This window comes from Auritidibacter ignavus (assembly GCF_003703835.1).
GTDB lineage: Bacteria > Actinomycetota > Actinomycetes > Actinomycetales > Micrococcaceae > Auritidibacter > Auritidibacter ignavus.
In genome coordinates, this window is record NZ_RDQR01000007.1 from 40235 (window position 1) to 53267 (window position 13033).

At 58.5% G+C, this 13033-nt stretch carries 17 protein-coding genes; 8 read left to right on the forward strand and 9 right to left on the reverse strand.

Annotated elements, in window-relative coordinates; translation table 11 throughout:
- Window positions 1-35: 35 nt before the first annotated feature.
- The 9 genes from DYI20_RS05290 to DYI20_RS05330 all read right to left on the reverse strand — a co-directional run bounded on the left by DYI20_RS05290 (window position 36) and on the right by DYI20_RS05330 (window position 9020).
- Entirely contained in the window at window positions 36-974 is a 939-nt protein-coding gene (locus tag DYI20_RS05290) for a shikimate dehydrogenase family protein (protein ID WP_110100504.1), read from the reverse strand.
- Window positions 971-2689: an endolytic transglycosylase MltG gene (gene mltG, locus DYI20_RS05295; protein ID WP_110100503.1), complete on the reverse strand. Its 1719-nt coding sequence runs from the start codon at window positions 2687-2689 to the stop codon at window positions 971-973. The genes DYI20_RS05290 and mltG overlap by 4 nt, the downstream gene beginning before the upstream one ends.
- Window positions 2686-3219 (reverse strand): Holliday junction resolvase RuvX, encoded by a 534-nt coding sequence (ruvX, locus tag DYI20_RS05300; RefSeq protein WP_110100502.1) that lies wholly within the window; start codon window positions 3217-3219, stop codon window positions 2686-2688. Before ruvX ends, mltG begins: the two co-directional genes overlap by 4 nt.
- A gap of 55 nt (window positions 3220-3274) precedes the next feature.
- Window positions 3275-5962: an alanine--tRNA ligase gene (gene alaS, locus DYI20_RS05305; protein WP_110122618.1), complete on the reverse strand. Its 2688-nt coding sequence runs from the start codon at window positions 5960-5962 to the stop codon at window positions 3275-3277.
- Between the two features lie 130 nt (window positions 5963-6092).
- Window positions 6093-6440, reverse strand: coding sequence for a hypothetical protein (locus DYI20_RS05310; RefSeq protein ID WP_146206400.1), 348 nt, complete (start codon window positions 6438-6440; stop codon window positions 6093-6095).
- A 289-nt stretch (window positions 6441-6729) separates the two neighbouring features.
- Complete coding sequence (locus tag DYI20_RS05315) at window positions 6730-7494, reverse strand: tyrosine-type recombinase/integrase (RefSeq protein WP_147472522.1); 765 nt, start codon at window positions 7492-7494, stop codon at window positions 6730-6732.
- 305 nt (window positions 7495-7799) lie between these two features.
- Entirely contained in the window at window positions 7800-8162 is a 363-nt protein-coding gene (locus DYI20_RS05320) for a helix-turn-helix domain-containing protein (RefSeq protein WP_221040947.1), read from the reverse strand.
- On the reverse strand, window positions 8134-8529 hold the full coding sequence (locus DYI20_RS12905; protein WP_122549059.1) for an ImmA/IrrE family metallo-endopeptidase: 396 nt from the start codon (window positions 8527-8529) through the stop codon (window positions 8134-8136). Before DYI20_RS12905 ends, DYI20_RS05320 begins: the two co-directional genes overlap by 29 nt.
- A gap of 26 nt (window positions 8530-8555) precedes the next feature.
- Window positions 8556-9020 (reverse strand): helix-turn-helix domain-containing protein, encoded by a 465-nt coding sequence (locus DYI20_RS05330; RefSeq protein ID WP_147472523.1) that lies wholly within the window; start codon window positions 9018-9020, stop codon window positions 8556-8558.
- 215 nt (window positions 9021-9235) lie between these two features.
- On the opposite strand from DYI20_RS05330, the gene DYI20_RS12910 reads away from it, so the two are divergent.
- From DYI20_RS12910 to bet, 8 genes are all read left to right on the forward strand, one after another.
- Window positions 9236-9469, forward strand: coding sequence for a helix-turn-helix transcriptional regulator (locus DYI20_RS12910; RefSeq protein ID WP_425320826.1), 234 nt, complete (start codon window positions 9236-9238; stop codon window positions 9467-9469).
- A 15-nt stretch (window positions 9470-9484) separates the two neighbouring features.
- Window positions 9485-9751: a hypothetical protein gene (locus DYI20_RS05340; protein WP_122549013.1), complete on the forward strand. Its 267-nt coding sequence runs from the start codon at window positions 9485-9487 to the stop codon at window positions 9749-9751.
- A gap of 116 nt (window positions 9752-9867) precedes the next feature.
- Window positions 9868-10050 carry a helix-turn-helix domain-containing protein gene (locus DYI20_RS12915; RefSeq protein ID WP_110098436.1) on the forward strand — a complete coding sequence of 61 codons (183 nt, stop codon included), beginning with the start codon at window positions 9868-9870 and terminating at the stop codon, window positions 10048-10050.
- Between the two features lie 222 nt (window positions 10051-10272).
- Window positions 10273-11295 (forward strand): YqaJ viral recombinase family nuclease, encoded by a 1023-nt coding sequence (locus tag DYI20_RS05350; protein WP_122549014.1) that lies wholly within the window; start codon window positions 10273-10275, stop codon window positions 11293-11295.
- A 15-nt stretch (window positions 11296-11310) separates the two neighbouring features.
- Window positions 11311-11691: a hypothetical protein gene (locus tag DYI20_RS05355; protein WP_122549015.1), complete on the forward strand. Its 381-nt coding sequence runs from the start codon at window positions 11311-11313 to the stop codon at window positions 11689-11691.
- 16 nt (window positions 11692-11707) lie between these two features.
- The gene (locus DYI20_RS12780) at window positions 11708-11830 is read left to right on the forward strand and encodes a hypothetical protein (protein WP_279674365.1); all 123 of its coding nucleotides are present in this window, start codon (window positions 11708-11710) and stop codon (window positions 11828-11830) included.
- The gene (locus tag DYI20_RS05360) at window positions 11823-12197 is read left to right on the forward strand and encodes a hypothetical protein (protein WP_122549016.1); all 375 of its coding nucleotides are present in this window, start codon (window positions 11823-11825) and stop codon (window positions 12195-12197) included. The genes DYI20_RS12780 and DYI20_RS05360 overlap by 8 nt, the downstream gene beginning before the upstream one ends.
- Window positions 12190-13032: a phage recombination protein Bet gene (bet, locus tag DYI20_RS05365; RefSeq protein ID WP_122549017.1), complete on the forward strand. Its 843-nt coding sequence runs from the start codon at window positions 12190-12192 to the stop codon at window positions 13030-13032. The genes DYI20_RS05360 and bet overlap by 8 nt, the downstream gene beginning before the upstream one ends.
- Window position 13033: the final 1 nt, after the last annotated feature.

Genomic DNA, 13033 nt, shown 5'->3' on the forward strand with positions numbered 1-13033 from the left:
AGGTCACCTCGCGCCGGTGCGGACTACCTACCAGCCTAAATCACCCTCGAGTCTTTCGGCGGTCGTGGTGTTAAACCGATCGCTTCGGCCATGGCCACAGTGACCGCATCCCAGTCGGGTTCTGCCTGGTGGGAGCTGGTAGCTTGTCTTGCCTCATGTTCGGCACGGAGCTCGGCAGTCAACAGCTTGACTTGTTCGACGGCTTGGTAGAGTAACATCTCCACACCGGAGATCACCTGTCCACCATTGCGATGCCAAACGAGGGCCAGCTGGGAGGGCCAGGGGTCATAAGCTACATCCAGCAGGGGTGGTAGCCAGGTGTAACCCGACAGGCTGTGAGCAAATTCGCTAGCTGCTCCGGGTGGGAGGGTGGAGATCACGTAGCGGTAGCGGTCCAGTTTCGTCAGCCCGGAGGCGATCGAGTCTATCTCAGCGGCCAATCCCAGATCGGTAGCGAGCTTGCGTTGGGGTTCAGTTTTGGCCTGGTTGCGGACCAAGAGCTCCACCCCGGTGACGCCCATGAGCTGTGCAGCTTCAATGGCCGCCGCGGCGGTGCCTCCGCCACCAATAATGCCCAGCGTCGACGAGGCCGGCGTCTCTGCCCGCATCAGCGCCCGGACGATGCCGTCGCAGTCGGTGTTATATCCGGTTGCCTGTCCGCTGGCGTCGAGTACCACCGTGTTCAGCACGCCCAAGCGCCGCACCCGATCAGAGAGCTGATCCATCAGTGGCACGAGGGCCGGTTTCAGCGGCATCGTCACCGAAAACCCCAGCCAGCGGGTGTGGCCGGTCGTCAATTCGTGGCGCCGGTCTCGGTAGAAGGTCTCCACCTGGTCGAGGTCGACATCGGCCCGGGTGTACTCAATTGCTAGCCCCAGGGCGCGGTAGGCGGCCTGGTGCAGGACCGGGGAGAGCGAATGGTCTATCGGGTGCCCCAATACGGCGGCCTGGCTCGGTGCGCTACGAGTGGTCACTGCGCACCGTTATCGACTGATTCGCCGTCTGTGCTCGGGGCACTGGGGTCGTCGTTGGATCCGCCACCACACATCTCGGGGTTGTCCTGACAGTACTGGCGGTATTCGTCGACGTTCTCGTTGTGTTCTTCCAGAGTGGCGGCGAATTTGGTTTCCCCAGTCTCAATGTTGACGGTCACCCAGTAGTAGTAGTCGTTGTCCTCTGGCTCTGCCGCCGCATCGAGAGCTTCCAGCGACGGGGAACCAATCGGCCCCGGTGGCAACCCGCGGTGGGCGTAGGTGTTGTACTCGTTGGACGCATCCTCACGGTCTTCTGCCGTAAACTGCAGAGACTGGGTGCCCAGCCCGTAGATCACCGTGGCATCAATCTGCAGGTAGCCGGCGGTTTCGGGGTTGGATGGATCCAGCCGGTTACGGATGATGCCCGAGACGGTCTGGAAGTCATCGGTGCGAGCTTCTGCCTGCAGGATCGAGGCGATGGTGACCAGGTCGAATTGGTCGTCCTCATCGGTGATGCCCAGCCGGTCGAACTCTTCCATGGTGGGCTCGATCATCAACTGCAAGATTTCTTCGGGGCTAGCATCCACGTCAAAACGGTACTCGCCGGTGGCGATATAACCTTCCAGGCTCTCGGCCTGTTCGGGTAGCCCGTAAGCGGTGGGGTCAGTAGCGGCTTCTTCAACCTCTTCCACCGAGTACTGGGTGGCATCGGCGATGGATTCATAGACCGCATCGATGCGGGTCCCGGAATTGACTGCGACATAGTTCACCCCGGGGTCTCCAATGCCTAACAGCCTGTCTGCTGCCTCGGAGGCTGACATTTGGCGTTTCATCTCGTAGTCGCCAGGCTGAATATCTTGAACGCTTTGGGCTTCGTCGAGCGCGTCGGTAAAGGCCCCGGTGGAGGCGACGATGTCTTCTTCCACCAGTCGGTCTCCGATCACAATGGGACCCTCACCGGGGTTCACGGTAAAGGTCACCGGTTCTCCTCCGGGTCCCTCGTAGTCGGCATTGGTGCCAGGGATCAGCTGACGCAGTCCGATACCGACCACGGCCAGCAGTCCCACAAATACCACGAAACTTGCCGCCAGCACGAGGTATCGGCGACGCCGGCGCTTGGCACGCTCGGCGGCTTTTTCTTCGTTCACCACGGTGTACTTTCCGGAGCCGTCGGCCACGGTGAGATACCCCAGTGCCTCGAGTTCCTCGTCTTCGTCATCATCGGCATGATCATGGTCGGATTCCTCAGCGTCGAAGCCGGGATATTGCCGTCCGTCCTGTGGCAACGGGTCCAAGTCGCCCAGGTCTTGGTTCTGATCTGCCTCGTAGTGGGTGGGTTGGGAGGTATTGTGCTCGGGCTCTGCTCGGTCATGGTCAGGCTCGGAGGCGTGCTCGGTGGCCGGGACCGGGGCCGGAGCGTTCCCAGAGAGGTCCTCATCGGCCGCCGAGGCGGCTCTGAGAGCGGCCCAGCGTTGCCGTCGCGTCATCGGCGCTGGCTCGTCAGTCTGTGTACCACCCTCAGCCTTGTTATAAGCCTGGGCGGTTTGGGTGGTCTGTTCCGGAGTGGTGGCGACACCGTCTTCCGAGGCATCAGCGCGTACCTGTTGCGCACGTCGTGCCAGCTCGGCTGCTTGCTCCCGTTCGCGACGTTCCCGACGCGTCATCGGTCGCTGTTCGGAAGGTGAGCCGGTACCGGCGGATTGTTCATCCGTCATGACTGTCCTTCCGTTGCTTGTTCGGGTGCCGGAACCACGCGACGTCCTGCCCGTTGTCCATCGCGTTTCTCCACGGTCAGGGCGTGTTCCAGGATTTCCACAGCTGCGGCCTGGTCAATAACCGACCGCTGAGAGCGGGCGGAGCGTCCCGCCTGATGGAGTGATTGGGAGGCAAGGACCGTGGAAAGCCGCTCGTCAACCAGGAAAACCTGCACGTGGGCACATTCGGCGCTCGCGGCAAGTGTATCAGCAAGTCCCTGAGCGTAGTCTTCAGCGTCAGCGGTGGAGGCAGTGGATTGACCGTGTAAGTTGATCGGGTCTCCCACATACACCACGGTCGCTTCCCGGTCTCTGGCGACCGAGTATATGTAGCGCTGATCACCCCCGGAACCGTTGAAATCTCGACGCAGGGTCTTCACCGGGTGAGCCATAATCCCGTCGGGATCGCTGGCGGCCAGTCCGACGCGGGCGCGCCCGACGTCGACCGCGAGGCGAACTCCGCGGGTAACGGTGCTGTGCGTGTCGGACATCGGTGGGGTGGACTCTCCGTAAGCGGCAGGGGTCATAACGGGATGGGTCAGCTGCCTAGTGCTGGACGACCTCGTCCCGAATGGCTTGTAACGCGGCGTCAACCTGGCTGGCATCTTGGCCACCACCCTGAGCGATATCGGGCTTACCACCGCCGCCGCCACCGAGGACACCGGTAGCGGTTTTGACGAGCGTGCCGGCTTTCAGGCCCTGTTCCTGGGCCTGGTGGTTAGCTGCCACGGCTACCAGCGGACGGGATCCCGCCTCACCAATCAGAGCTACCACCACACTGGCATGTCCGGCCTGTTCCAGTCGGGCCTTGAGATCCAGCACGGACTGACGCAGATCATCTGCACCGGGAACGTGCCCCAGCGAGGCGGCCACCACGGTGGTGTTGCCGATGGTTTCAGCCTGATTGATCAGCCCGGAAGCTACTGCCTGCAGCTGGGCGGATTTCAGGGCGGCGAGTTCTTTTTCAACCTCGCGCAATTTGGCCAGGGTGGCTTCCACACGGCCGGGCACATCCTCGGCCGGGGCCTTGAGCATTTCGGTGAGCTGATTCATCAGGGTGCGCTCGGCAGCGAAATGCTCGAACGCATCGTAACCGACCAGCGCCTCCACGCGACGGTTACCGGAGCCCACCGACTGTTCGCCCAGCAACGCCAGGGTGCCAATTTCCGAGGTGGTCGTCACGTGAGTCCCACCGCAGAGTTCGCGGGACCAGGCGCCGTTCATTTCTACCACGCGCACCCGTTCGCCGTATTTTTCCCCGAACAGGCTCATGGCGCCCATGGCCTTGGCCTCATCCAGTGAAGTCTCCATGGTCAACACCGGGAAGTTATCGCGAATCGTGGTGTTGGCCAGGCCTTCGATCTCGGCCAGAGCGTTGGGTGAAATGGCATCCCGCCACGTGAAGTCGAACCGCAGGTAACCCTCTTTATTGAACGACCCGGCCTGAACTGCGTCATGTCCGAGAATATCGTGCAGGGCGGCATGGATAATATGGGTGGCCGAGTGCGCTTTCTGGGCGTCCAACCTGCGTTGCACATCGATCGCACCCACGGCTTCGGCGCCGGCGGGTACTTCACCTTCGGTCACCACCGCGGAGTGGACACTGAGCCCCTTGACCGGAGACTGCACGTCAGTAATCTTCAGGACGAAACCGTCACCGGTGATCACACCGGTGTCGGCCGCCTGGCCACCGGCTTCGGCGTAGAACGGGGTGGCATCCAGCACCACTTCGACTTCTTGGCCTTGCTCAGCGTAGCTCGCCTCGTGGCCTTCGACCAGCAGTCCGCGAATCCGGGATTCGGTGGTGTGCTCGGTATATCCGGTAAAGACCGTGTCGTGGCCCTGATGTAGCTGGTGGTATACCGCAGCATCCGCATGACCGGACTTTTTGGACTTCGCATCTCGTCGGGCCCGGTCACGTTGCTCGGCCATCAAGGCCCGGAATTTCTCTTCATCGACGCTCACCCCAGCTTCTTCGGCCATTTCCAGGGTCAGGTCGATGGGGAATCCGTAGGTGTCGTGCAGCTCGAAAGCATCCTGGCCCGATAGCGGGGTGCCAGCGCTCTTGGCAGCGGCCACTGAGTGTTCCAACCGAGTGGTTCCTGCCGCAATGGTGCGCAAGAAGGCTTTTTCTTCGGCATATGCAATGCGGGAAATCCGGTCGAAGTCGGTCTCAACCTCAGGATAGGTTCCTTTCATGGCGTCCCGGGAGACCGGTAGCAACTCGGGCAACACCGGCTTGGTGACCCCCATCAGTCGCATCGCGCGTACAGCCCGGCGAATCAGCCGGCGCAACACATATCCCCCGCCTTCGTTACCGGGGACCACGCCGTCGGAAATCAACATCAGTGAGGACCGGATATGGTCGGCAATGTAGCGCAACCGCACGTCATTTTCGAACGTGGGGTCCGCAGGGTTCTCGCTGGAGGTGTAGGTGACCTGGGCGAGTTCTGCGGCCCGGTCGAGGACCGGACGCACCTGGTCGGTCTCGTACATGTTCTCCACGCCCTGCAAGAGCATCGCCAACCGTTCTAGCCCCAGACCGGTGTCGATGTTCTTATTCGCCAGTTCTCCGGCAATGTCAAAGTCTTCTTTGGTCCGGACCTCGGAGAGCTGATACTGCATGAACACCAGGTTCCAGATCTCCATGAACCGGGTTTCATCCGCGGCCGGTCCCCCGTCCACGCCATAGGCCGGACCACGGTCGTAGTAAATCTCGGAGCAGGGTCCGCCCGGGCCGGGCTGACCGGTATTCCAGTAGTTATCAGCTTTTCCAAACCGCTGAATACGCTCTTCGGGCAGGCCAACGACATCACGCCAAATGCTAGCTGCTTCCTCATCCTCTTCATAGACGGTGACCCACAGGCGTTCTGGGTCCAGTCCGTATCCCCCCTGGTCTTGGGGAGTGGTCAGTAGTTCCCACGCAAATTGGATGGCATCTTTTTTAAAGTAATCGCCAAAGGAGAAATTCCCGCACATCTGAAAGAAGGTTCCGTGGCGGACGGTTTTTCCAACTTCTTCAATGTCGGCGGTGCGAATACATTTCTGCACACTGGCGGCGCGGGTGAATGAGGGGGTTTCCTGGCCGAGGAAATACGGGATGAAGGGCACCATGCCGGCGATGGTAAACAGCAAGGAGGGGTCAGGAGACACCAACGAGGCTGAAGGCACCACCGTATGGTTCTTGGATTCAAAGAAAGCATTCCAACGGCGGGCAATTTCATGCGATTTCATGCAACGTGTTCCTTGTACTGTATTTTCTGTTTCGCCACACACGCGTGGCGACTACCATGGGCTTGCCGAACGCTCCCCGACGCCGTCACCGTCGCCCGTGCGCCGATTGTCACGGAGACTGGAACCGGGCTTACTGCTTCGGGGGGTTGACCGTAGCGGTCCCTTGAATCGTGGTCATCTGCTGGGCCCGCAGGGTCCGTCGCGGAGCGGTCTGCGTGGTGGTTGGTTGGTCGTGTTCATCTTGGGACCGGAAGGCGGGAACTTCTTCACGCAACTGGGAGAAGAAGGCTTTAGCACCTTCGGTCACCGCCGTTGCGGTGGCACTGCCGGCCTGGCGTCCGATGTTTTCAGGGCTCAACGTGGTTCTCAGGGACTCCTCTGCACGCACCACAGCCTCATCACGGCCTTTGCAAATGAGCGTATGTCCAACCCATCCAAGTGCAACTCCCACACCCAACGTCAGGACCTTGTTGATCACGGAGGTTTCCAACCTTTCTCACGAGTTCGCCTAGCAAACACTCGTTTCCGACATGGTTACGAAATGATATCAATCTCCACTTTACCTTGTCAGCACGCTACCGTGGCGTCACAGGACCCACACTTGTCACACCAGATACCTCGGTTTGAACCTGCCCTTAACCAGCGGTACCCCGCTGGATCCCATCATCCAACGGGGTACGCTCCGGTAAGTCCGGGCTTAGCGCGAGTAAACCCCACCACCCCACAAACACGCCACACCGTCAAAACCGTGGCGGTCCTGTGGCGGATTAAAAACCGCCATCAGCCATAATCGACGCTAACGCCACACCATCAGACGGCATCACATGCGCATACGTACGCAACGTCTCCGTCGCATCCTTATGCCCAAGCCTCCGAGCAACCGCCACCACCGACGCGCCACGCGACAACAAAAACGACGCATGAAAATGCCTCAACTGGTGCCACCCAGGCCCAGCCTCAGGCACCACCGACCGCATACGATGCCACGCCGACAACCGGGCCGACTCAATCAACATGCGACCATCATCATGAAAAATCAGACCCTGATGATTCGCACACCCCACCAAACGCTCCATCACATCAACAACACGCCCACCATAATCAACCGTGCGACGAGACGCCACAGTCTTCAACGGACGGTGCACTCTGGCACCCCTAGACGCCTCCAGTTGTCGATCAACCCTGATCGTTCTCGCCTTCACGTCCACCCTATCTACGGTGACACCAGCCCACTCAGACGGGCGTAAACCAGTGCCTGCAGCAACTGTCACCGCGTCAGCCCAAATAGTGTCACCAAAAAAGTCCCGCACCCGCTCGACCGTCTCAGTAGTCAAAAACTCCGCATCACCACGCTCACGCGCCCTAGGTAACCGCACCCTTGATGTTGGGGACCTACGGATCACCTCATCATCTAAAGCCGTATTGAAAATACTGGATAAATGTCGCAGGTACGTTTGCATGGTGGACGGCGCTAAAGTTTCCGCCCAGTCGAGCACCATCGCTTGAATGTCAGCACGGGTAATGTCATCCATGACGAGACCACCAATATGCGGAGACGACCGTTTAATCACATTCCCGAGCGTCTCCCTGGTGGTAGGAGCCTGGTGCACTTGCGCATCCCTATGGGCTTGAGCATAATCATCAAAGGTGACCCTGGTCCTAACCGGCCGGTGCGATTGCGCTACCAACCAGGCTTGCGCAGAATCCTTCGTGTCATGCGACGTTTTCCGTTCACGCCCGGCCCCGTCAGTATAAACAGCCTGCCACCGTTTCCCCTTCCCATACCTGGCCGTCTTCGTCCGGTCTTTCCGGTGCCACAAATCCACGACCCGCGACACTAGTTATCACCGCCACGTAATAACCTGTTTTCCGCTTCCAACACGTGCACACGGTGGGACAACTCCAAGATCAGATCGTGCGTAGACGCCATGGACAGCGGAGAATCGGAGGCCAAAAGCGCGCTGACCGGCACGCATTCGTCACGGCGCACCACATCGGCCAACACCCCCGGAGCGAACTGTAAGGCAGACTCCAGCGCGGATAGGGTGGAAGCGTGAGGCTTAGACCGAACCCCCTGCTCAATTTTTGCGACCGTCGCCTCAGACACCCCCGACGCGTGCGAAAGATCAGATTGCGCCCACCCGAGCCGGGCACGACCATCACGGACAGCTTTAGCCAACGGCGACACCCTCTCCCCCATCAGGCCACCACCTGGACGCATAAGAGGCCACCATCGACGGGGTGACCTCCAGGTCGTACGCCACACCCTGCACCGTACGATACACACGGCAAGCAGTCAGAAACCGGCGCGGGCACACCAGGAGCCAATGTGCGAAATAGTCGGCTTCCCGCTCCGATACGGGTGTCGACGATGTGTGCCCATACACCGCATGACCAATCTCGTGAGCCAACACCGCCGTGCAACGAACCCCAGACAGACCAGGATGTAACCGTATGGTCCGTTCTGTGTGATCGTATTCTCCCAACGCGCCAGTGACCGTGTGGGCGCGACGTACAGTTACCCCAATACTGTCGGCAATCATCATTAAATCCATGCCCTCCAGCATCAGATGATGCGGGGACAGGATAGCGGTCACGGATCTTGCAAATCAGCGTCCAAAGGTATGTCCGTGTCCCTCTCAGGGTGCGCTGCAAGTGTCCATTGCTCGCCGGTATCATCAGCTGGTTGTGTGGTGTCATGGTGTGTCCCCTTGTGGTTTGAGCCCGCCAACTCGATGACAAGCTGGCGGACTAGTTTCTGTTGTGTATCCGTGAGCCCGATAAGCGATTCCTCGAAGCTAGCCCGCTCTCTAACACCAGCAACATTCCGTTCACCATAGGCGGCCTCGTACAGGTCAGCCTTAGGTATCCCGAGGAGTACGGCGAAAGCGTCGAGAGTGCTCGCGGGAACATGTTTAGGGATTCGACCGCGCCTGTATGCGCTCACCGTCGAGGGCGATAATTTGAAACCCCGGGCGTTTGCAAGCCTGGACAGCTCGTTCACGCCGATGTCTTTGTCGTCCATCACTTGCACGATGATTTTCGCTAAATCGGTCACGGCACCCACCTTGACGGTTTTTCACAGACCACACAACTAGCACACTTGCCACTTGTGGCAAGCAATTACAGGCCTGTAATTTGCGTATATCCCAGTATTTATAGGGTATCTGACACGCCTGGCATGTTCGGGACTTGCCACCCACTGGCAAGTCGTGTACTGTTATCACTACACGCACACAGTAAGGAGGTGAACACATGAGAGAACGCACGATCATGGCGGTAAACGCCGAAAACCTCAGACAATACCTAGATGCCATGGGCATGAGTCAGCGAGAACTAGCACGCAGGGCCGGTATATCCCACACCCGGGTCCAGCAACTACTCAACGTGAAATCACCAAGCACCGTACAACTAGGCACCGCCGTGAAAATAGAGCGAGCCCTTGGGGCGCCACCCAGAATTATTTTTATACCCAAGGTATGCACCATTACCACTACCGCCGCATAGCAGGTGAGGAAAACGATGAAACCAGCCGTCCTCGAACAAAACCGCGCCACCTGGATAGACGGGGCCGTCGAATACCTCCTCCAGGAAGCACGACGCACCGGCCAGGTCACCGCAGAAGACCTCCGAGCGAACTACACCAAACCTGACCACCCCAACTGGGTGGGGGCATGTTTCACCATCGCACGGGCCGAAGGGTTACAGCGCACCGGGTATCGGCCGAGCAGGGACAAGACCAGGGCCGGAGGTGTCATCGGTGTCTGGGCGATTAACACCAAACACTGACAAAAGGAGAACCGCCCCACAGGCGCGGGACGGTTCAACCATAAAAAGGAAAACACACCATAACCAAACATGGTGCACACCAACCAGTGTACCAGGAAAACACCACAGGAGCACCAATGCCAACACAGTACCTGACGACCAGGCAGGTTGCAGAGCTCATTCACCGGAGTGAATACACGGTCCGCCAAATGGGGCGACGCCGAGAAATCAAAGGAATCCAGCCAGGACCCCGCGGACGGTGGCTATTCACCCTCCGCGCCGTCGAAGCATGGGCAAAACGAAACGAGACCACACCATGAAACCAGTGACGAAAAAAGTCTTGAAAACAATGGGCGTCCTGATCGCCAGCCCACTACTGGCCCTGGCAATCATGCACGCCATGGTGTCCCAAACCTCGTACGGGTGGGTGCCCGAGGCGGTGCTCTCTTACATCCTCCTCACTGGTGTCCTCGCGTCCCTACCCCTCGTCCTGCTTTGGGACACCAACGACTACGACCTACAAGCACAGAAAGGAAACACACATGACCACCACCACGACAACACGCTGGGGTACCCCGGAAGCACGCCAAGTCCTCCCAGCAACAGCACCAGAAGAACTGTGGCTCGAAGCGCGCACCCACGGTATCGGAGGATCAGAAATCCCCACCATCACCAGGGCACACAGCTACCAGACACCATACGAACTGTGGCTTGAAAAGACCGCCACCCAAACACCAGAACCCACCGTGAATAACTTGTTCTGGTTTGGGCACAAAGTCGAGCCCATCCTCGCCGAACGTTTCACCAGCGAAACCGGAATCCAAACCCGCAACACCGGCATGTGGCGGAACAAACACCACCCCTGGATGCTAGCCAACCCAGACCGGTACACCTCCGACAGTGGTGTCCTCGAAATCAAAACAACCACCCGGTACACGGACAACGGCAAAACATATCTTGCCGGGAAAGTACCAGAGGCGCACCGGCAACAGCTGACCTGGTACATGATGGTCACCGGGCGCCACACCGGCCACATTATCGCCCTCGTAGACCGCGAGCCGGTCATCCTCGGCGTGACCTACGACCACGACTACGCCGAACAGCTCGTGCAAGCCGGACGCGAGTTCTGGGAGCACGTCGAAGCCAGGACACCACCACCAGTAGACCCCGACACCATCACCGGGACAGAAGCACTCCAACGCTGGCCAGAAGCAGACGCGGGATCACACGTGGAAGCAGCAGACAGTTTTGAAACAGAAATGCTCCTCACCTGGCTGGCTGAAGCGAAACAGGAAAAAGCCACCGCAGAATCCGCGATCCGAGAGTACGAATCCAAACTCAAGGCCCAAATTGGTGACCACGAGTACCTGACCGTGAATGGGGATCCGGTTGCGCGCTGGCAGTCAGTGAAACCGAGGGCCAGTTTCGATAAAGACCGTGCACTATCTGACCTTGCCGAATATGCCGGCGTCGATAGCACCGACGACGAATACCAGGACCTGGTGGACCGGTACACAAAACCCGGTAAACCGTCACGACGATTCACCATCATCCAACACAGTTGATAGGAAAAACGCACCATGAATGACATGGACAATGCACAAGCCCGCGACTACTACACCGAGCTAGCAAACTACGCACTCGAAAAACTCGACAGCGTACTCGATGAATACCCACACATTATCGGATCATATGAGGCACGCATTCTCAGAGACCTCTACAATCCATGGAACCTACGAATCATCGCCACATGGTCTCTAAAAGCTGAAGAAAGGCTCCGTGATCTGGATTATCAAAGAATCCAGTTCCCGGAATTTCAAGAAAAACCATGGTACCTCAAATACACACCAGCGTGGGACTTGTGTTGGACACGAGATGACATTGACACCGCAGTCGAATCACTCAAGAAACAGTGCGAACTCATGGAGGATGCCATGGAACAAAAACTCACCAAACCATAAAAAGGAGAAACACATCATGCGACTATCCGGGCCACCAGACATTTGGTTTTCAGACGACGAACCACCCTGCCACGAAAAACCAGAACCCGACCCCGACTACTGGCGAGACCTAGCCTACGAGGAACAACAAAATGACTGACAACGCCAAAGAAGAATTCGAACAATTCATTCACATGTACAACCTGTCGTGGTACGCACGCTACCACATAGAAAAACTCGTGGACAGATACGACCACATTATTGGAGATTACTTAATCGGAATCAACACAACACTGGGCCCAAAAGAGCACGCGGTCTTTGCCTTAAAGCTAGGAGCCTACCCAAACACGGAAAAGATCCCAGACGAAGTGCTCAACTCGTCCACCAGCAACACCCCGCCAGAACTCGCATCCAGGTGGGCATGGACAAACGACCACGTGGACGAATTCATCGAAGAATTATTCTCAAACGTCCTCAAACTAAACCAAAAACTCTACGAACACCGCCACGGAGCCACCAATGACTGAGCTACAGGAAACCACCACCACTGACCTATCCATTCGACAAGACCAGCACGGCTTTAACGACATGCAAGTCGCCGCACTCAAACAACTGGGGGTGCAGGCCAACAACCCGGCAGACATCCAGGTTTTCTTCCACCAAGCCAAAGCGACCGGGCTCGACCCATTCAAGCGTGAAATCTACATGATTACCCGCAAGGGCCGGCCCACCATCCAAACCGGCATCGACGGTTTTTACAAGATCGCAGACCGGGTATCACGCGCCACCGGAGGCACCTGGGGTATCACCGAAACCCTGTGGTGCGGACAGGACGGCCAATGGGTGGACGTGTGGTTACAGTCCGGGCCACCGGCTGCAGCCAAAGTCACTGTGGAACGAAACGGGGCGAAATTCACGACGGTCGCCGTGTTCTCGGAATACCAGGCGGAGGGGCCACTGTGGCAGAAGATGCCGGCCCGGATGATCGCAAAATGCGCTGAAGCGCTGGCTATCCGTAAAGCGTTCCCGGACTCGTTGTCTGGGCTGTACACGTCAGAGGAAATGGAACAGGCCGATAACCCTGCATCACATCACAGTCACCGGCGTGTGGCACAACCGGCCCGTGGTGGTGGACAGTTAGCACCGCCAGATCAGTCTGAGGCGCCCGGCCAGGGCATTGATTGGGAGGATGCGTTATCTACTGCCACATCACAGCCGGAGGTGGCCCACTTGGTGTCGCTGATGAAACAGGATGGCGTCCCGTCGGATGATCCGGCGATGCGGGTCGCCCGTGATGTGTGGCGGAACCTGCCAGCACAGGCGCCAGAAGACACCGGCGAAATCGTCGAACAGGAGGGGTAGC

Coding starts and splice junctions, on each gene's coding strand:
- mltG (WP_110100503.1), bottom strand. CDS start 2,689: ATGACGGATGAACAATCCGCCGGTACCGGCTCACCTTCCGAACAGCGA.
- ruvX (WP_110100502.1), bottom strand. CDS start 3,219: ATGTCCGACACGCACAGCACCGTTACCCGCGGAGTTCGCCTCGCGGTC.
- alaS (WP_110122618.1), bottom strand. CDS start 5,962: ATGAAATCGCATGAAATTGCCCGCCGTTGGAATGCTTTCTTTGAATCC.
- DYI20_RS05315 (WP_147472522.1), bottom strand. CDS start 7,494: ATGGATGACATTACCCGTGCTGACATTCAAGCGATGGTGCTCGACTGG.
- DYI20_RS05320 (WP_221040947.1), bottom strand. CDS start 8,162: ATGGGGGAGAGGGTGTCGCCGTTGGCTAAAGCTGTCCGTGATGGTCGT.
- DYI20_RS12905 (WP_122549059.1), bottom strand. CDS start 8,529: ATGCTGGAGGGCATGGATTTAATGATGATTGCCGACAGTATTGGGGTA.
- DYI20_RS12910 (WP_425320826.1), top strand. CDS start 9,236: ATGGCGGTAAACGCCGAAAACCTCAGACAATACCTAGATGCCATGGGC.
- DYI20_RS05340 (WP_122549013.1), top strand. CDS start 9,485: ATGAAACCAGCCGTCCTCGAACAAAACCGCGCCACCTGGATAGACGGG.
- DYI20_RS12915 (WP_110098436.1), top strand. CDS start 9,868: ATGCCAACACAGTACCTGACGACCAGGCAGGTTGCAGAGCTCATTCAC.
- DYI20_RS05350 (WP_122549014.1), top strand. CDS start 10,273: ATGACCACCACCACGACAACACGCTGGGGTACCCCGGAAGCACGCCAA.
- DYI20_RS05355 (WP_122549015.1), top strand. CDS start 11,311: ATGAATGACATGGACAATGCACAAGCCCGCGACTACTACACCGAGCTA.
- DYI20_RS12780 (WP_279674365.1), top strand. CDS start 11,708: ATGCGACTATCCGGGCCACCAGACATTTGGTTTTCAGACGACGAACCA.
- DYI20_RS05360 (WP_122549016.1), top strand. CDS start 11,823: ATGACTGACAACGCCAAAGAAGAATTCGAACAATTCATTCACATGTAC.
- bet (WP_122549017.1), top strand. CDS start 12,190: ATGACTGAGCTACAGGAAACCACCACCACTGACCTATCCATTCGACAA.